This window comes from Paraburkholderia translucens, from assembly GCF_020881035.1.
Taxonomy (GTDB): Bacteria; Pseudomonadota; Gammaproteobacteria; order Burkholderiales; family Burkholderiaceae; genus Paraburkholderia; species Paraburkholderia translucens.
The window spans coordinates 387,236-406,267 of sequence record NZ_JAJITC010000006.1; the positions used below are offsets into that span (position 1 = coordinate 387,236).

17 protein-coding genes are annotated in these 19,032 nt (G+C 64.8%); 7 read left to right on the forward strand and 10 right to left on the reverse strand.

What is annotated here, in order from left to right:
- Window positions 1-3 precede the first annotated feature (3 nt).
- A complete protein-coding gene (gene rarD / locus LJ655_RS14090) occupies window positions 4-900 on the reverse strand; it encodes an EamA family transporter RarD (protein WP_230561845.1) in 897 nt (298 codons plus the stop codon).
- Window positions 901-1,451: 551 nt separating this feature from the next.
- Here rarD and egtD point away from each other — a divergent pair.
- Window positions 1,452-2,435, forward strand: coding sequence for an L-histidine N(alpha)-methyltransferase (gene egtD / locus LJ655_RS14095; RefSeq protein WP_230561846.1), 984 nt, complete (start codon window positions 1,452-1,454; stop codon window positions 2,433-2,435).
- A gap of 93 nt (window positions 2,436-2,528) precedes the next feature.
- Here the strand turns inward: egtD and LJ655_RS14100 are convergent, their stop codons facing one another.
- A complete protein-coding gene (locus LJ655_RS14100; protein ID WP_230561847.1) occupies window positions 2,529-2,822 on the reverse strand; it encodes an acylphosphatase in 294 nt (97 codons plus the stop codon).
- A gap of 138 nt (window positions 2,823-2,960) precedes the next feature.
- Here LJ655_RS14100 and hpnA point away from each other — a divergent pair, with 138 nt between their 5' ends.
- A complete protein-coding gene (hpnA, locus tag LJ655_RS14105) occupies window positions 2,961-3,971 on the forward strand; it encodes a hopanoid-associated sugar epimerase (protein WP_230561848.1) in 1,011 nt (336 codons plus the stop codon).
- Window positions 3,972-4,070: 99 nt separating this feature from the next.
- Window positions 4,071-4,598: a hypothetical protein gene (locus tag LJ655_RS14110; protein ID WP_230561849.1), complete on the forward strand. Its 528-nt coding sequence runs from the start codon at window positions 4,071-4,073 to the stop codon at window positions 4,596-4,598.
- 50 nt (window positions 4,599-4,648) lie between these two features.
- On the opposite strand, the gene LJ655_RS14115 is transcribed toward LJ655_RS14110, so the two are convergent.
- A complete protein-coding gene (locus LJ655_RS14115) occupies window positions 4,649-5,821 on the reverse strand; it encodes a glycosyltransferase (RefSeq protein ID WP_230561850.1) in 1,173 nt (390 codons plus the stop codon).
- A gap of 533 nt (window positions 5,822-6,354) precedes the next feature.
- Here LJ655_RS14115 and ispH point away from each other — a divergent pair.
- Both ispH and hpnH read left to right on the forward strand, forming a co-directional pair.
- Entirely contained in the window at window positions 6,355-7,299 is a 945-nt protein-coding gene (gene ispH / locus LJ655_RS14120; RefSeq protein WP_230561851.1) for a 4-hydroxy-3-methylbut-2-enyl diphosphate reductase, read from the forward strand.
- A gap of 10 nt (window positions 7,300-7,309) precedes the next feature.
- Entirely contained in the window at window positions 7,310-8,464 is a 1,155-nt protein-coding gene (hpnH, locus tag LJ655_RS14125) for an adenosyl-hopene transferase HpnH (RefSeq protein WP_230561852.1), read from the forward strand.
- Between the two features lie 138 nt (window positions 8,465-8,602).
- Here the strand turns inward: hpnH and LJ655_RS14130 are convergent, their stop codons facing one another.
- A complete protein-coding gene (locus tag LJ655_RS14130) occupies window positions 8,603-9,205 on the reverse strand; it encodes an MlaC/ttg2D family ABC transporter substrate-binding protein (RefSeq protein WP_230561853.1) in 603 nt (200 codons plus the stop codon).
- A gap of 215 nt (window positions 9,206-9,420) precedes the next feature.
- Between LJ655_RS14130 and hpnN the strand changes: the two genes are divergently transcribed.
- Window positions 9,421-12,036, forward strand: a complete 2,616-nt coding sequence (gene hpnN / locus LJ655_RS14135) for a hopanoid transporter HpnN (RefSeq protein WP_230561854.1) — start codon at window positions 9,421-9,423, stop codon at window positions 12,034-12,036.
- A gap of 2 nt (window positions 12,037-12,038) precedes the next feature.
- Window positions 12,039-13,064 carry an MlaA family lipoprotein gene (locus tag LJ655_RS14140; RefSeq protein ID WP_230561855.1) on the forward strand — a complete coding sequence of 342 codons (1,026 nt, stop codon included), beginning with the start codon at window positions 12,039-12,041 and terminating at the stop codon, window positions 13,062-13,064.
- 48 nt (window positions 13,065-13,112) lie between these two features.
- Here LJ655_RS14140 and LJ655_RS14145 read toward each other — a convergent pair whose 3' ends face one another.
- The 6 genes from LJ655_RS14145 to hpnD form a co-directional block, all read right to left on the reverse strand.
- Entirely contained in the window at window positions 13,113-13,478 is a 366-nt protein-coding gene (locus LJ655_RS14145; RefSeq protein WP_230561856.1) for a YbjP/YqhG family protein, read from the reverse strand.
- A gap of 95 nt (window positions 13,479-13,573) precedes the next feature.
- Window positions 13,574-13,831, reverse strand: a complete 258-nt coding sequence (locus LJ655_RS14150; protein WP_230561857.1) for a hypothetical protein — start codon at window positions 13,829-13,831, stop codon at window positions 13,574-13,576.
- A gap of 225 nt (window positions 13,832-14,056) precedes the next feature.
- The gene (locus LJ655_RS14155; RefSeq protein ID WP_230561858.1) at window positions 14,057-14,800 is read right to left on the reverse strand and encodes a phosphorylase; all 744 of its coding nucleotides are present in this window, start codon (window positions 14,798-14,800) and stop codon (window positions 14,057-14,059) included.
- A 3-nt stretch (window positions 14,801-14,803) separates the two neighbouring features.
- Entirely contained in the window at window positions 14,804-16,888 is a 2,085-nt protein-coding gene (shc, locus tag LJ655_RS14160) for a squalene--hopene cyclase (protein WP_230561859.1), read from the reverse strand.
- A complete protein-coding gene (gene hpnE, locus LJ655_RS14165) occupies window positions 16,885-18,153 on the reverse strand; it encodes a hydroxysqualene dehydroxylase HpnE (protein ID WP_230561860.1) in 1,269 nt (422 codons plus the stop codon). Before hpnE ends, shc begins: the two co-directional genes overlap by 4 nt.
- A 4-nt stretch (window positions 18,154-18,157) precedes the next feature.
- Window positions 18,158-19,006: a presqualene diphosphate synthase HpnD gene (gene hpnD / locus LJ655_RS14170; protein WP_230561861.1), complete on the reverse strand. Its 849-nt coding sequence runs from the start codon at window positions 19,004-19,006 to the stop codon at window positions 18,158-18,160.
- Between the last annotated feature and the right edge of the window lie 26 nt (window positions 19,007-19,032).

Below are 19,032 nucleotides of genomic sequence, written 5' to 3' on the forward strand. Positions count from 1 at the left end.
CGCTCAATTCGACGCGAGCCTGACGAAGCGCACGCTGTGCAGCGCGGTCAGCGCAACGGCGATCCAGATCGGCACATAGGTCGCGAGTTGCGCGGCGCTCAGTGCTTCGCGCAGCAGCGTGATCGACACGAACACGAGCAGCACCGGCTCGACATAGCCGAGAATGCCGAACAGCGCGACCGGCAACAGACGGCTCGCCTTCAGATACGACGCGAGTGCGAGCGTGCTCAAGCCGCCGAGGCCAGGCAACAGCAGCCACCACATTTCCGAGCGTCCGGCGATCGCTTGCAGCGAGCCGCCGCTGAGAATGCACGCGACGGCCACCGGCAGCAGCAGCGCCATTTCGACGGTAAACATTGCGAGCGAATCCTGGTTGATCCTTCGACGCAGCACGAAATAAGGCGGATAACCGAGCGCGACGACGAGCGTCGGCCACGAGAACGCGCCCGTCACCCACAGTTCGTGCCCGACGCCGAACGCCGCGCACGCGACCGCAAGCCACTGCAAAGCGTCGAGCCGCTCGTGGTAGTGGAAGCGCCCGACCAGCACCATCACGAGCGGCAGCAGGAAATAGCCAAGCGACACTTCGAGCATGCGCCCATGCAGCGGCGCCCACAGAAATAGCCATAGCTGCACGCCGAGCAGGCCCGCGGCCATGATCATCGCGGCGCCGAGCTTCGGCTGCGTCATCATTCGGACAACGAGCGCGCGCAGAATCGGCAGACGCTTGCGCAACGCGACCAGCAGCAGCGCACCGGGCACGGTCCACACGATGCGCCACGCGAAGATGTCGAGTCCCGTGAGCGGCTTGAGCAGCGTCGCGTAAGCGGACAGCAACGCGAACATCGCCGACGCACCGATCGACAAGGCGATGCCGCGCCTGAAGTCGTGCGGGTTCAATGCGCGCTCCGCGCTCGGCGTGACACGTAGGCTTGCGGCGCGCCATCCAGGGCCGCGGCGTTCGTTGTCGTCATGAATGTGATGTCTCGTGGGCAGGCGGGCAAGCAGGCAGATGCTGCGGATCGGTTCCGAGGCGGCAGCGCAGACTGCGGAAATCGGGCATTCTAGACGGGATGTTCGCAAACGGGTCTGCGCTTTTTCGTCGAACGGGCGCAATTAGCCGTGCGCATTGGACGTCGATGCACTAGAACATAACTTCATGCGTCGCGGCCGGCGGATGCTCTTGCTGTCCGTCATTGGCTCGCGCGTGAATCTTGCTACAAAGCTTTGCACGCTGTGGCGGCATCAGTCGCCAGACCGACAGCCACAGCTGTATGAAACGAGCAGTACCTTCGAGCCGGGTCGACGAATGCAGCTCCGAGCGCAGTCTTGGAGGCTGCCGCGAACCGACGCCCGCGCATCTCGCCCACGGCATGCCGTAACCGCGTTTCATCGCGCATGCCACCGCCCGGCAGCAATCCCGCTCATCGAATGTGACTACTGGAGCCAGCATGACCCAGCCAGCCCTATCGCTCAGCAACTCGCCGTCCGAACTGCGCCGCGCCTTTGCCGCCGAAGTGTCCGCCGGCCTCACCCACACGCCGCAGAAGGAGTTGCCGTCGAAGTATCTGTACGACGAAGTCGGCTCCGCTCTTTTTGAAGTGATTACCGTATTGCCCGAATACGGCGTCACGCGCGCCGAAGAACGGCTGCTCGCGAAGCACGCGGCCGATATCGTCGAGCACCTGCCGCATGACGTGACGGTTGCCGAACTCGGCAGCGGCAGCGGGCGTAAAACGCGGCGCATTCTCGAAGCGCTGTGTAAAAAACGCCCTACTTCCTACTGCCCGATTGAAATTTCGCGCAGCGCATTGCAGTTGTGCCGGCGCGAACTCGGCGACATCGAGCGAATTTCGATCGTTGGTTACGAGCGCGATTATCTGGCCGGTCTCGCCGAAGTGAGCCGGCAGCGTGCGCCCGGCGACCGCTTACTCGTCCTGTTTCTCGGCAGTACGATCGGCAACTTCGGCCGGCTCGCGGCGACGCGTTTTCTGCGCGACATCCGCAACATGCTCGCGCCCGGCGACGCGTTGCTGCTCGGCACCGATCTGATCAAACCGACGCCGGTGCTGATCGCCGCCTACGACGATGCGATCGGCGTGACCGCATCGTTCAACCTCAACCTGCTCGCGCGGATCAACCGCGAACTCGACGGCGACTTTCCGCTCGAAGCGTTCGAGCACGTTGCGCGGTTCAATCCGGACGCGCGCAGCATCGAGATGCATCTGCGCGCCAAGCGCGATATCACCGCGCACGTGCGCGCCGCGCAACTGACGGTGTCGCTCAAGGAAGGCGAGACGATCTGGACCGAAAGCAGCCACAAGTATCGCGCGGAGGAATTGCCCGCGATCGCCGGCGGCGCCGGTTTCGTGTGCAGCCATCAATGGATCGAGGATGAATGGGGATTCGCGGAGAGTTTGCTGGTGGCGCGCTAAGCGCTGAGAACCCGGCAAATGCGTCTCCCACGACAAAGCGGCGCGCCTTCCTCAGGATGGCGCGCCGCGTTTTTTATCTCGCGTGGCTCAAGCTCAATGCTGCTCGAACCGTTCGTACCGTTTGTCCGTCGCTCGCTCCTCGCCGCTCACCTCGGTCACGCGCGCCGCCGGCGGTCCGTGACGCAGCCACGACAGCATCCGGTCGATCTGATTGGCCGGTCCCTGCAACATCGCTTCGACGGAACCGTCGTCGAGATTCGCAACCCATCCCTTGATGCCCAGCGCGTGCGCCTGGCGCACCGTCGCGTGGCGAAAGCCGACGCCCTGCACGATGCCGCGCACCCGCGCGTAATACGTTTCGATCCGCTCGTCCAGATCCGGGACCATGCCGCTACCTCCTCTTGATGCCTGACAGTCTTTCAAGCCGGCATTCTAGTCGCGTCGCGGCGAGCGTGCTCGACAACGCCCATCGGTCGAGCGCGCCACGTACAATCCGTCGACCTTCATGCAGGAAATGGACACAGAATGACCGAACAGAATCGCGATCTCGTGCTCGTGACCGGCGCGTCCGGCTTCGTGGGCTCATCGGTGGCGCGCATCGCGCAGAACAAGGGATTCCGCGTGCGCGTGCTGGTGCGCGCGACGAGTCCGCGCAAGAACGTCGAGTCGCTCGATGCCGAAATCGTCGTCGGCGACATGCGCGACGAAGCGTCGATGCGCAACGCGCTGCGCGGCGTACGCTATCTGCTGCACGTGGCCGCCGATTACCGGTTGTGGGCGCCGGACCCCGGCGAAATCGAGCGCGCGAATCTCGAAGGCACCGAAGCGACGATGCGCGCGGCGCTGAAGGAAGGCGTCGAGCGCATCGTATACACGAGCAGCGTCGCGACGCTGAAGGTGACAAGCTCCGGCCGGTCCGCCGACGAAACCTCTCCGCTTCGCGCCGACCAGGCGATCGGCGTCTACAAGCGCAGCAAGGTGCTGGCCGAACGCGCGGTCGAGCGCATGATCGCCGAGGATGGCCTGCCCGCGGTGATCGTCAATCCGTCAACGCCGATCGGCCCGCGCGACGTGAAACCGACGCCGACTGGACGCATCATCCTCGAAGCGGCGCTCGGCAAGATCCCCGCATTCGTCGATACGGGCCTGAACCTCGTGCATGTCGACGACGTCGCCGCCGGCCATTTTCTCGCACTCGAACGCGGCAAGATCGGCGAGCGCTATATCCTCGGCGGCGAAAACCTGCCGCTGCAGCAGATGCTCGCCGATATCGCCGCGCTGACCGGCCGCAAGGCGCCGACGCTGAGTCTGCCGCGCTGGCCTTTGTATCCGCTCGCAATGGGTGCGGAAGCGCTCGCCAGGTTCACGAAGCGCGAACCGTTCGTCACCGTCGACGGGCTGAAGATGTCTAAAAACAAGATGTATTTCACGTCGGCGAAGGCCGAGCGCGAACTCGGATTTCGCGCGAGGCCTTACCGCGAGGGTCTCGCCGATGCGCTCGAATGGTTCCGGCAGGCGGGCTACCTGAAGGACTGAACAGCGGCCGTAAGCATTTTGTTACAAGTCCCGGGCCGCCGACGGGTCCAAGCGCGCGCGCAGCAGGTAAAATCGCGGGTCCTACCAGAGAAACCTCGCATGAATCTTCACGAACAGCTCGGCGCGCTGGAAATGGGCGTCGACCAGCTCATTCAGGCTGTCGTGGCCACGCAGGCCGAAAACAAACCCGAGACAAGCACTGACGCAGCGGTGGAGCAAGACTCGCATGACACCGCAGCAGACGCGGCAGCGCAACAGCACGCGAACATCGAAGCGAACGTTGCGCTGGCCGACCAGCAATTCCAGCCGACGCTGCATATCGATCGCCCAGCGCGCGACGAGATCACGATGACGATCGGCAATCAGACCGTCGCGCTACGGCCCGAACAGATCAGCCGCCTGATCGAGGAACTGTCGAACGCGCGCGCGTCGATGACGCCGGAGCAACCGCCGGGCATCCCGCCGGGCTGGCAATTCGCATCGACGAAGAATCCGATGATGGCCGTGCAGAAGCAGTCGAACGGCGACCGCCTGCTCGTGATGCGCCACACTGGTCACGGCTGGGTGCCGTTCACGTTCTCGCCCGACGTCGTGATCCAGATGTACATGATGCTCACGAATGCGTGACGTAAAGCGCGTGATGTAAAAAAAGCGGCGTAACGGCCGCTTTTTCCATTTCAACGCTCCTGCACCGGCGCCTGCACGCGAGCCTTCCACTGGCCGCCCTTGCCACGCCAATAGCGCACCGCCGACGCGAACGTCGCGCCGACATAAAACAACGCCACGAGCGGCAAAAACGGCGCCCACAGCGGCGAGCGACGGTAGTAGACGAGCATCGGCGCATACGCGCAGCACATCGCCGCCCACGCGAGCCAGGCCGGCCAGCCGAGCGGCCCGAGGACCAAGGCCGCGACCGGCGGCAGCAGATAGATGATCGCCATGCCTAAAAGCGTGCCCGCAAGTAGCAGCGGCGAATAGCGCAGCTGCGTGAACGCGGTGCGCGCAATCATGTTCCAGATCTCGCGCCAGCTATCGTAGGGACGCAGCGACACGCTGTTCGCCGCGACGTCGAGCCGGATCGGATGACGGCCGGTGCCGCGATGCTTGATGCGCGAGGCGAGGCTGCAATCGTCGATCAGCTCGGCGCGGATCGACTCGATGCCGCCCGCTTCCTCGAGCGCCGCGCGGCGCACCAGCATGCAGCCGCCCGCCGCGGCCGCGGTGCGATTGCGTGGATTGTTGACCCACGCAAACGGATACAGCTTCGCAAAGAAGAACACGAACGCCGGAATCAGCGCCTTTTCCCAGAACGAATCGCAGCGCAGCCGCACCATCAGCGAGACGAGGTCACGCTTCTCGGCATCCGCGCGAGCGACCAGCTGTGCGAGCGCATCGGCGGGATGGCCGATGTCGGCATCGGTCAGCAACAGGAACTCGGCGGGCAGATGGAGCGTGCGCACCGCCTCGATGCCCTGCGACTGTGCCCACACCTTGCCGGACCAACCCGGCGGCAACGGCTTTGCGCTCAGCACCGTCAGACGCTCGGGGCATTGCAGTCGCAACGCGGCGGCACGCGCGGCGTCGGCGGTCCCGTCGGTGCTGTGATCGTCGACGACGATCACATGGAACGCCCCCGGATAGTCCTGCTTGAGCAGCGACGTGACCGCCTCGGCGATCACGTCGACTTCATTGCGGGCCGGCACGACGGCCGCGACCGCCGGCCATACTTCGCGCGACGCGATGGTGAGGGGCGCGGCGGGACGCGCACGCCAGAAGCCGCCGCGCGCGAACAGCAGCACGCACCAGATCAGCAGGGAAACACAGGAAAGAACGAACAGAGCCACCGCCATTAAGCCTTACCCTCGATTGAGCGCACCGCCACGCCGACGCACCTGGATAGTTGCATTGTCAAGGCGCGCGCCGCCACCACGCACCCGTCGGACAGATTGAATACCGTCACCTTCACCGGCGATATCGGCCGCAGTGCGCGCGACCTGGTGGATAATACGGACAGGCGCGCAGCGCCTGCGCCAGCAACACGCTCGGGATCGGAAAGGTTCATGCTAATCGGCATCCATCCAGCGAGCATCGAAACCATTCTGTAATACAGCGCGCTTTGTGCGCGGCAAGGATCGGTAGTTTAAGGGTTCCGCCGTGACGGTGCAGCGACGGTTCTCTGCAACGCACCGCGGCTATGGCAAGCGCCCCACACAGGGGCTGGGCCAAAAAGCAAAGCAGTCCCGATAGCGTTAGAATGCGCGTTTGGTTTTGCTGTACCGGCCCGTCGCCGGGGCTCAAGACGTCAACTAATCACGATGTGCGCGGCGATAAAGTCAGTTTCACGACTTCTTCGATACCCGCCTTAGTCGGAGTTCGCCAATTTATGCGAGTCATCCTTGCTCAGCCCCGCGGCTTTTGTGCGGGCGTTGTCCGCGCAATCGAAATCGTCGATCGTGCGTTACAGCATCACGGCGCGCCCGTGTATGTCCGCCACGAGATTGTCCACAATCGTCACGTGGTCGACAATCTGCGCCAGAAGGGCGCGCGTTTCGTCGAGGAGCTCGATGAAGTGCCGCAAGGTGCAGTGGCGATATTCAGCGCACACGGCGTCGCGCAAAGCGTCGAGCGCGACGCGCAAGCGCGCGGTCTCGACGTGCTCGACGCGACCTGCCCGCTCGTGACCAAGGTGCACGTGCAGGGACGTCAGTACGTGGCCGCCGGCCGCACGCTGATCCTGATCGGCCACGCCGGCCATCCCGAAGTGGAAGGCACGATCGGCCAGATTCCCGGCAAGGTGCTGCTCGTGCAAAGCGAGGCCGAAGTCGCGCAGCTCGACCTGGCGCTCGACACGCCGCTCGCCTACGTCACGCAAACCACGCTGTCGGTCGACGACACCCGCGGCATCATCGACGCGCTGTTGCGCCGCTTCAACGACATCGTGGGTCCGGACACGCGCGACATCTGCTACGCGACGCAGAACCGCCAGGCGGCGGTGCGCGAATTGAGCAAAGAAGTCGACGTGCTGCTGGTGGTCGGCGCGACCAACAGCTCGAACTCGAACCGGTTGCGCGAAATCGGCAGCGAGAGCGGCGTGGCCAGCTACCTCGTCGCCGACGGCTCCGAAGTGAAGCCGGAATGGTTCACCAACGTGCGAGCGGTCGGCATTACGGCCGGCGCGTCGGCACCGGAAGAAATGGTCGAAAACGTAATCGATGCGCTACGCGCACTGGGGCCCGTCGATGTCACGACGATGGCGGGCCGTGAAGAAAAAGTCGAATTCAAGTTGCCATCGAAACTGATGCAACCACTCGCTGCACGCGAAGTTTAAGGAGGACGCCTTGTCTATTCCGCTGCTACAGAAGGTCCGCGTCGGCGCATACATCATGCGCCAGCATCTCTCCGGCAACAAACGCTATCCGCTCGCCCTGATGCTGGAGCCGCTGTTTCGCTGCAATCTCGCCTGCAATGGCTGCGGCAAGATCGACTATCCGGATCCGATCCTGAACCAGCGCCTGTCGCTGGAAGAATGCCTGCAGGCCGTCGACGAATGCGGCGCACCGGTCGTGTCGATCGCGGGTGGCGAGCCGCTCCTGCACAAGGAAATGCCGCAGATCGTCAAGGGCATCATGGCGCGCAAGAAGTTCGTGTACCTGTGCACGAACGCGCTCCTGATGGAAAAGAAGATGGACGACTACGAGCCGAATCCGTACTTCGTCTGGTCGGTCCACCTCGACGGCGACAAGGAAACGCACGATCACTCGGTGTCGCAGGAAGGCGTGTACGAGAAGGCCGTTGCCGCGATCCGCGAAGCGAAGCGCCGCGGCTTCCGCGTGAACATCAACTGCACGCTGTTCAACGACGCGCAGCCGGAGCGTGTGGCGAAGTTCTTCGACACGCTGGGCCCGATGGGTGTCGACGGCATCACGGTGTCGCCGGGATATGCCTATGAGCGCGCGCCGGACCAGCAGCACTTCCTGAACCGCGACAAGACCAAGCAGCTGTTCCGCGAAATCTTCAAGCGCGGCAACAACGGCAAGAACTGGTCCTTCAGCCAGTCGGCTATGTTCCTCGACTTCCTCGCGGGCAACCAGACCTACGAATGCACGCCGTGGGGTAATCCGGCGCGAACCGTGTTCGGCTGGCAGAAGCCGTGCTATCTGGTCGGCGAAGGCTACGTGAAGACCTTCAAGGAACTGATGGAGACCACGGACTGGGACAAGTACGGCACCGGCAACTACGAGAAGTGCGCGGACTGCATGGTCCACTGCGGTTTCGAGGCGACGGCCGTAATGGACACGGTCGCGCATCCGCTGAAGGCACTGAAGGTCAGCATGCGTGGTCCCAAGACCACCGGCGCGTTCGCGGAAGACATCCCGCTCGACAAGCAACGCCCCGCCGAGTACGTGTTCTCGCGGCATGTCGAGATCAAGCTCGAAGAGATTACGCGCGCCGGCACGGGCAAGAAAGTGCAGACCGCAACGGCGGCGCACTGATCGGTTGGACACGATGGCGGCCGCGTGCCGCCTCTGCATTGCGCATGGTGGTTAGCGCGTGCAGCATGAAAAAAAACGCGGTGGCCAGTCAAGGCCACCGCGCTTTTTTTTTGCCGATGGAAATTTCTGTCGATCCGCTTACGCGCCGCGCGCGTTGTGCTCGGCCAGGAATTTGATCAGCCCGTCGATGCCGCCTTTGTTGATCTGGTCGGCGAACTGCGTCTGATACACCTGGATCAGCCACGCGCCCATCATGTTGATGTCATAGATCTTCCAGCCGGACGGACCCTTGGTGAGCCGATAGTCGATCGCATCGTCGCCGCCGGTGCTGATGACGTGCGATTGCACGACGGCGTCGGTGGCCCCGCCTGGCAGGTTCACCGGGGCAAACTGGAACTTCACGTCCTGGTCGCGCAATTGCGACAGCGATGCGGCATAGGTGCGCGTGAGCAGCAGCGTAAACTGCTCGTACAGCTGCTTCTGCTGCTCCGGCGTCGCGGTCGACCACGGCTTGCCGACCGCGATACGCGTAGTGCGCTGGAAGTCGGTGGCGGGCAGGAAGTGCGTCTGGACGATCTGGGTGATCTTCGCCATATCGCCGCCGCGCGCCTGCGGGTCGGCCTTCATTGCAGCCACCGTGCCTTGGACTGCACTTTTTACCACCGCGTCGGGCGCGCTTTGCGCAAACGCGGCCGTGGACACCACGGCCGCAGCCAGAAAAGCACATAGATATTGTTTCATACGCTTGTCTTGACTCAAAAGAAGTAGCGCCGGCGGGCTGCAGCCGCTCGGCCAAAGACGGATAGACCAGTATAGCGGGGATTGCGTTCCCATCTTGACCGCACGTACGGTCGGGAGCCGTACTTGCTACCGAAGTCGGGTTTGCTTGCCCGGCCTCTATATACTTATGGACCTTCGTCAAAAACAACACTCGTGATAAGGCCACGTCCGCCTACATGCTGAAGCCCTATATCGTCCGTCTCGTCGCGTACTCGGTGCGTCATCCGCTGAGGATCATCGCGTTGTCGATCGTGCTCGCTGTCCTGAGCGGCGTCTACGTCGCGCATAACTTCAAGATCAACACGGACATCAGCCGTCTCATCGAGACCGACAAACGATGGTCGGCACTCTCGAACGCGATCGATGCCGCCTTCCCCGAGCGTGGCGGCACCATGCTGGTGGTGGTCGAGGCGCACGCGCCCGAATTCGCCGACGCCGCCGCCAATGCGCTGACCGCCGCGCTCAAAGCCGATCCGAAGCAGTTCCCTTCGGTCTCGCAGCCCGCCGGCGGCCCGTTCTTCGAACACAATGGCCTGCTGTTTCCGTCCACCGACGAGGTCATGGCCACCACGTCGCAACTCGTGCAGTCGCGCCCGCTCATCAATACGCTCGCGCATGATCCGAGCCTGACCGGCCTCGCCGGCACGTTGACCACGACTCTGCTGCTGCCGCTGCAACTCGGCCAGGTCAATCTCCCCGACATGAGCCGGCTGCTTGCGCAAAGCGCGAACACGCTCGATCACGTGCTGGCCGGCCAGCCCGCCGCGTTCTCGTGGCGCGCGCTGGTCGACAAGAGCGTCGCCACCAATCCGGCGCGCTCGTTCATCGTCGTGCAGCCGGTCGTCAACTACGACGCGCTGGAGCCGGGCGCGAGCGCATCGAAGGCGATTCGCGCGACCGCGGTCTCGCTGCATCTCGAATCGCGCTACGGCGCGACCATCCGCCTGACCGGCGAGCAGCCGCTCGCGGACGAAGAGTTCGCGTCGGTCCAGGACGGCGCGGTACTCAACGGCATCGGCACCTTCATCGTCGTGCTGGTCATCCTGTGGCTCGCGCTGCGCTCGGGCCGCATGATCGCGGCCGTATTCATCACGCTGTTCGTCGGGCTCGCGATCACGGCCGCGCTCGGCCTGATGATGGTCGGCGCGCTCAACATGATTTCGGTTGCGTTCATGGTGCTGTTCGTCGGGCTCGGCGTCGATTTCGGCGTGCAGTTCGGCGTCAAGTATCGCGAGGAGCGCAACCGCGACGACCGGCTGTCGGCCGCGCTGATGCACACCGCGCACAGCATCGGCGTGCCGCTCACACTCGCGGCCGTCGCCGTCGCGCTGAGCTTCTTCTCGTTTCTGCCGACCGCGTATCGCGGTGTGTCGGAGCTTGGCCAGATCGCGGGCGTCGGCATGTTCGTCGCCTACTTCACGAACATGACGCTGCTGCCGGCGCTGCTAAAGGTCTTCAATCCGCCGGGTGAACCCGCCTCGCCGGGTTTCAAGCAACTCGCGCCCGTCGACGACTTTCTCGACCGCCATCGCAAGCCGGTACTGATCGGCACGCTGCTCGTCGTGTTCGGTGCGGCGCCGCTGCTCGCGCACCTGCGGTTCGACTTCAATCCGCTGCATCTGAAGGATCCGCATACGGAGTCGTTGTCGACGTTGTTGTCGCTGAAGGATTCGCCCGAAGCCGCGGTCAACAACGTGCAGGTGCTCGCGCCTTCGCTTGCCGACGCCGACGCGATCGCCGAGCGTCTGCGCAAGCTGCCTGAAGTGGGCCGCGTCAACACGCTGAGCACCTTCGTGCCTACCGACCAGCAGCAAAAGATGATGCTGATCGCGAGCGCCGCGCAGCAGTTGCTGCCCGCGTTGCAACAGCAGCCCGCGCCGCAGGCCACCGACGAGGTGCGCGTCGCCGCATTGAAGCGCGCGGCGAATCAGTTGTCGCTGGCCGCCGAAGATCATCCGGGACCGGGCGCGGCTGAGGCGCAGCATCTGTCGGCGACCTTGCAAAAGCTCGCCGCCGCCGACCCCGCCACGCGCGACCGCGCCGAAGTCGCGATGTCCGACCCGCTGCGCATCGCGTTGAAGCAACTGGAGAACCTGCTGCAGCCGACGGAAATCACCCAGGACAACCTGCCTCCGGGCATCACCGCGATGTGGATCGGCAAGGGCGGCCACGCGCTCGTCGATATCGCACCGAAGGTGCCACCCGGCGTCGATCCGAATGACGACCAGATGCTCGCCCGCTTCGCGCACGCGGTGAAGAACGCCGAGCCCGGCGCGATCGGCGGACCCATCTCGATCCTGCATTCGGCCGACACGATCATCAAGGCGTTCCTGCAATCGGCCGTCTACGCGATGCTGTCGATCGCGGTGCTGCTGTGGGTCGCGCTGCGCCGCGTCGGCGACGTGCTGCGCACGCTGGTGCCGCTGCTCGTCTCCGCGCTCGTCACGCTCGAGTTGTGCGTGGTGTTCGGCATGCCGCTGAACTTCGCGAACATCATCGCGCTGCCGCTGATGCTCGGCGTCGGCGTCGCGTTCAAGATCTACTTCGTGATGGCGTGGCGACACGGCCAGACCGGCCTGTTGCAGTCGAGCCTCACGCATGCGGTACTGTTCAGCGCGGCGACAACAGCCACCGCGTTTGGTAGCCTGTGGCTGTCGCACCATCCGGGCACGTCCAGCATGGGCAAGCTGCTTGCGCTGTCGCTGGTCTGCACGCTGATCGGCGCGGTGGTTTTCCAGCCGGTGCTGATGGGCAAGCCGCGTCAACGTCAAGGGAAACAAAAAGGAATATAGGCATGAAGCTGCGTAACACCGCGCTGGCATTCATCGCCGCCGGTCTTGTTTCCGGTTGTGCGACTGCTCCCGACCGCAAGCCGGGCGATCCGTTCGAGCCGGTGAACCGGGTGATCTTCAATTTCAACGACGGAGTGGACCGCTATATCGCCACGCCGGTCGCGAAGGGCTACCAGAAAGTAACACCCCAGCCGCTGCGCACGGCTGTGAGCAATTTCTTCTCGAATCTCGGCGACCTCACCAACGCCGCGAATGCGCTGCTGCAGTTGAAGATCACCGATGCGACCGAAGACATCATCCGCTTCGCGTTCAACTCGGTGTTCGGCATTGGCGGTCTGCTCGATTGGGCGACTCCGGCCGGGCTGCCCAAGCATCACCAGGACTTCGGTCTGACGCTCGGGCATTGGGGTATTCCGTCGGGTCCGTATCTCGTGCTGCCGCTATTTGGGCCGAGCACGGTGCGCGACAGCATGGGGCTGGTCGTCGACGTGAAGTTCAATCCGCTGAACTACGTCGAACCCGCGACACGCAATCCGCTGTATGTGCTGCAGTTCGTGAGCACGCGCTCGGATCTGCTCGGCGCGACCGACCTGTTGCAGCAGGCCGCGCTCGACAAATACTCGTTCGTACGCGACGCCTATACCCAGCAGCGCCTCGCGCGTTTGCGCGGCACGAGCGCTGCCCCTGCGCCGCTGCCGAATTACGAGGATCTTGACGATCACAGCGATACAGGCCCTGCTGCACCCGCGGCCGGCGCGCCGGCGGGCGGGCTGCCGAACTATTCCGATCCGGGCGATGTGAAGGAAGCGCCCAACGGCGCTTCGGGAGCGGGCGGCGCGGCCAGGGGCGCGCCGGGCGCGCTACCCAATTACACCGATCCGGGTGAGTCCGCGCCGGCGCCCGACGGGGCTTCAGGCGGTGCACACAACGCGCCGGGCGGAAATCTGCCGAACTATGCCGATCCGGGCGACAGTGGCGCGGGCGCGACGCCAGCCGCGCCTGCTGCACCGGCATCGGCACCGCAATAGCGCTTTTGTCAATCCGTCCGAAATTAGTCGCTTTGTCCGTCGTCAGCGTCAGACGACGGGCGTTGTCAGATCGATGGAAACGAACAATGCAACAGGGACGAGGGCGGTGTCCTCTTCCTTGTCGAGATCCTGAACGCGCGTGAAGTAATCGGTGTCTCCCGGCAAACGATTGTGCCTATAGTCGTCCCTCAGCGTATCTACCGTGTTCTTCGACACAAAACCGTAAATCGTATCGTCCGTTAGCTGAAAGTATCGCGGGTTCCGTGCATCCTGTTTTCCGACGTACCAGGTGTAGAACGACTTGACGATCGCTTCAGGGGTGTTAGGCCCTGCTGCCGTTGCAGGCTGCATCACACCCAATGCGGTAGTCAGCGTGGCAAATGCCAGTAGGAGGAATCTTTTCATTTCAGTCATGCCGGTACATTTTGTAGGCGGGTCGGTTCGCCCGATATTCGGGACCCGGGTAAAAGCCGTGCATCTGCCTGAAGTCAGAGATCCATATCCTCCCGTCAAACATCGCCATATGTCCGGATGTGTGTGCCAGTTGCCTGAATCACCACAACATCACCAGCTTGCGGTTCGTCGCGCACCTCGTAGAAGCCGGCACCAGCAAGCGATGAACCATAATCTTTGGCCAGCCTGGTACGCGCCAGGTATATACCGCCCGCCTGAATGGCTTCTCGCGTGTATTGCGCGCATGCACTGATACTGGTCGACCGCGCGTGCGCTTGAAGGAAACGCACCGCACCAACTTTGTCCCATTCCATGCTGATCAAACTCCGTGATAAGGAATTTGATCTTTACCGCCATCATAAAAACAGGTCTATTTTTAATATGAAATTTGACGAAGATTTACATCGCGCTGTATCGCTTTTATACAAATAGCATAAATTCGCCCATTCACCCCGATCCGCGCCGCCTGCTGAATGACCGCCCGGCGTAATTGAAGGCGCTGGGGCGGGGGCTTCCGGGAACTAGTGAGGGCTGGAACCTCAAGCAACGGCTGTCATCCGCAGCACGCCCCCCTTCCCCAAGGCCCCACGCGCCTCGACCAACGTGGTCCGCGCGGCGCGCGCATCGGCAGCGAGGCGCAACAGCGCGCCCAATTGCGACGGCTGCCGCAGCAATTCCCGCAGAATCGGCCCGAGCGCGGTGCTGCCGTCGTCGCGCAAGCCCGCCGTCGCAGCAGGTGGCAGCGTGCGCCAGGCCGGATCGACGATCGCGCGACACACGGCAAATGGCAATCCATGAGCAGCAGCGGTCGCGCCGGCGATGTGCGATTCCATGTCCACCGCCAGTGCGCCGGTCGATTCATGCAGCGCGCGTTTGTCTTCGGCGGTGATCAGCGGCGCGGCGACCGACGCCATCGCGCCGCGTCGCACACGCGCCGCGAGCCCCTCTGAAGTCACCGCGGCGGCAATCCGCTCCGTCCATTGCCGATCCGTGCCGATGCGTCCGAACGGCCCATGCACCGCATCAGCGACGATCAACGCCCCCGGCTCCAGCTCCGGCGCGAGCCCACCTGCCGTGCCGAAACTGACGATCCCCGCCGCGCCGCGAGCGACCGCCGCGTTCAGCGCGCGCTCGAGCAGATCGGCGCGAGCCGCGTACACGACCTCGACGCGCTCGCTGCCGTCACCGCGCGCGATACGCGCCTCGAACGCCATGCCCGTCACGACGATTACCGGCAAACTGCTATCGCCCGTCCTCATGGACGGCGTCATCGACACAGACATCCGTCACATCCCGACCGTCACGCGCGTGAGCCCATTGCGCTTCAGATGACGGAAGCGTGCGAGCGCCCACAACGGGAAGAACTTGCGATAGCCGTGGTAGCGCAGATAGAACACACGCGGAAAGCCGGTCGCGGTAAAGCGCGTTTCGTCCCACAGCCCGTGCTCGCGCTGCTCACGCTGCAGATAGCCGATACCGCGCGCGACCGACTCGTGATTGACCTCGCCAGCCGCCATCAGACCGAGCAGCGCCCATGCGGTCTGCGACGCGGTGCTCGGGGCGCGCTCGTAGCCGCGATAGTCGAGCTTGTAGCTCTCGCCGCCCTCGCCCCAACCGCCGTCGTCGTTCTGGATCGACACGAGCCATTGCACCGCGCGCCGCATGCGCGGGTCGTCGTGCGGCATGCCGGCGGCGTTCAGCGAACACAGCGCGGTCCACGTGCCGTAAATGTAGTTCAGGCCCCAGCGGCCGTACCAACTGCCATCCTGCTCCTGCTCCTGCAGCATGTAGTCCAGCGCGCGCCGCGCCGGCTCGCTGCTTTGCGGCAGTTCACCGATCTGCGCGAACATCGACAGACAGCGGCCCGACACATCCGCGGTGGGCGGATCGAGCAGCGCGCCGTGATCGGAGAACGGAATGTTGTTCAGGTAGTACTGCGTGTTTTCCGGCTCGAACGCGCCCCAGCCGCCGTCGCTGCTCTGCATGCCGGCCACCCATTCGCGCGCGCGGGCGATCGCTTCGCGATCCACATCGGACTGCGTCAGCGCCGCCGAGCGATGCATCGCCATCGCGACCACCGCGGTATCGTCGACGTCCGGGTAGTGCGCATTGTTGTACTGGAACGCCCAGCCGCCCGGCCGCACGTTCGGACGGCGCGAGATCCAGTCGCCGCGCACGTCGAGAATCTGCAGCGGACGCAGCCACGCGAGGCCGCGTTCGGCCGCCTGTTCGGCGCGCGCCTCGCCAGTTTCGAGCAAAGCATGCGCGGCGAGCGACGTATCCCACACCGGCGACAGACACGGCTGGCAATACGCTTCGTCGTCCTTGATGACGAGCAGCTTCTCGAGCGACTTGCGCGCGATCGCGCGATGCGGATGATCGGCCGGATAGCCGAGCACGTCATACATCATCACCGAGTTGGCCATCGCCGGGAAAATCGCGCCGAGGCCGTCCTCGCCGTTCAGCCGTTCGTCGACGAACGCGACCGCTGCGCGGATCGCGCGTTCGCGCGTGGCCTTCGGCAACAGGCCATCGACCGCGCGCAGCACCGTATCGACACAACGGAAAAAGCCGAACCAGCCCGCATGCTGATGCGGCGCGCGTTGGTTCATGCCGGTGTTCACCGGCGCGCCGCGGAACAGCTCGTCGATGCGCACCTTGCGCGGATTGCGCGCGAGCGGCCGCTTCGCGTTGAGCACGAGCAGCGGCACGATCACCGTACGCGCCCAGTAGGACACCTTCGACAGATGGAACGGAAACCACACCGGCAGCAGCATGATCTCGACCGGCATCATCGGCACCGCGCGCCACGACACTACGCCGAACAGCGCGAGCAGGATGCGCGTGAAAACGTTCGCGTGTTCCGCGCCGCCGTGCGCGAGAATTGCGTCGCGCGCCCGCACCATGTGCTCGGCGTCGACCGGGTCGCCGATCATCTTCAGCGCGAAGTACGCCTTCACGCTCGCGCTGATGTCGAGCGCGCCATCGGTGAAAAGCGGCCAGCCGCCGTTCGGCAACTGGATACGGCGCAGATAACGCGCGATCTTCTGTTCGAGTTCGAGGTTCGGCGTTTCGCCGAGATAGTGGACCAGCAGCACGTATTCGGCCGGAATCGTCGCGTCGGCTTCGAGCTCGTAGACCCAATGGCCGTCGGGCTGCTGCGCGGCGAGGATCGCGTCGATGGCGCGCGTGATCGACGCGTCGAGCGCGCTCGGGGACGCGGCTTGCACTGGCGCCGGCGTGGCGGCGGCCGTTGCGTGCGCCGCGGTAGGCGTGTCGGCAACCATGCCGGCTTCGACCGGGTTCGGCGCCGCGTCGGCGGGTTCAGGCAGTACCGCGTCGGGTGGCTGGGTCTGAGATAAGTCGTTCATCTGCGTTCCATCGGTTGATTCAACAGCGCATCCGCGGCCTTTTGGCCGGAGCGGATCGCGCCTTCGAGCATCGCGGGAAGGCCGGTGGCCGTCCAGTCTCCCGCGAGCAGCAAATTGTTCCAGCGAGTGCGCGTGCCCGGCCGCAATGTCTCCTGCGCAGGCAGCGCGGCAAACGTGGCGCGCGGTTCCATCGACACCTGCCAGCGCGGCAACGGCGCGAGCGGCAGCTTGACCGCCCGTGCGACCTCGGCCCAGACGATCGCCGCAAGCGCGTCATGCGACGTGTCCAGCAGCCGCTCGGCGCCGTTCACCGTGACTGACAGGCGCTCGTCGAAAGCGAACAGCCATTCGGCCGTTCCGTTCAGCAGCGCCGTGATCTGCGGCAAGCCGATCGGCGGCTCGACCGCGAAATGCACGTTGAGCGCGGCCGCGAAGCGCGTCGGTGCGCACAGACCCGGCACGAGCGCCGCGGCGGCGTCGGGCGGCAGCGCGAGAATCACCGCCTCGTCGGCGCCGAGCGCGATGCTGTCGTCGGCGAAATGCAGCGCCTGCGCCCGCGCGGGGTCGGCCGCAAACGTGATGTCGCGCAGACGCGAACCGAGCCGGATGGCCGCGCCGCCATGCTGCAGCAGCCGCAGCGCCGGATCGACGAACGCGCTGCCAAGTCCATGACGGGCGACGAGCGGCCGGCACGCCAGCCCGCCCGCGAGCAGCGTCTCGCGCGCGAGTGCGCCAGTCAGCTCGGCCGACGCGTCGCGCGGATCGAGATTGAGCAGCGCATGCAGCAACGGCCGCAGCAGGCGGTCCCACAGCGGACCGTCGCAGCGCATCGTCTGCGCGACGCTGCGGCCCGGCTTGGCGAACAGCAGCGGCACGAGCGACAGGTAATCGGACGGACCCGTATTCGGCACGCGCGCGTGCGCATCGAAAATCCACCACGGCAAGCGTCCCGGCGACAGACGGACGGTCCAACGCGAAAGCGTGGCCAGATCGACGAACGGATACACGGGCTGCGCGGGACCGACCAGTTCGTCGGCGGCGCCGATCGCGCGCGCGTAGTTCAGCGTCGCGGCATTGGCGGACAGCACGATGTGATTGCCGCTGTCGAGCGTCGCGCCGAGCTTCTCGTCGTAGTACGACCGGCAGCGGCCGCCCGCGTGATCCTGCGCTTCATGCAGCACGACCCGTGCGCCGCGCCGCTGCAACTGCACAGCGGCGGCGAGCCCAGCCACGCCCGCACCGACCACGTGGACGAGCCTGGGCATCAGCTCAGAAAAGCGCGTAACGCGCGACGATCCACAGCAAGCGCAGCTTCGGCTTGCTGACCTTCGTGCGCGGAACGTCGAAGCCGCGCTCCAGCGTGCGCTCGAGCAGCACGCGATAGACGCCCGACATGATGCGCGGCGCGCGCACGTGAGCACGCGGCTCACGATCCATGATCGCGTCGGATTCGGCGAAGTGCTGCTTCGCGCGCTCGGCGAGCGTCGCGCACACGCGCGGCAGCGACGGATCGTCGGCGATCTGCCGCGGGTTCGCAGCCGCGATGCCTTCGCGCGCGAGCAGCTCGAGCGGCAGGTAGCAGCGGTTGATACCGGCGTCTTCGTCGATGTCGCGCAATATATTGGTGAGTTGCAGCGCGCGCCCGAGATGGTGCGCGAGCAGCCGGCCCGGCTCGTCACGCATCCCGAATATCCTCACCGACAAACGGCCGGCCGCGCTCGCGACGCGGTCGCAATAGAGGTCAAGCGTGGCGTCGTCGGGCGCGCAGATGTCGGCGGCGGCGTCCATCGCCATGCCGTCGATCATCGCGTGAAAATCCTCGCGTTGCAGGTGAAAAGTATGAATGTGTCGCGTCAGCGCGCGCAGCGACGGGCGCGGCTGACCGGCATAGCACGCGTCGATGTCGGCGCGCCACTGCTCGAGCCCGGCCGCGCGTTCGGCACGCGGCAGGTCGCTATCGGCGATGTCGTCGACGGCGCGGCAGAACGCGTAGACCTGATACATCGCATCGCGCTGCTCCGCCGGCAGGATGCGCATGGCGAGATAAAACGAGCTGCCGGACGTGGCAGCAGCGGCGTCGATTTCAGTATCGTCCACGACAAGATTGGAAACAGCCAAGACGATCTCCGCTGGAGGCGCCCGCT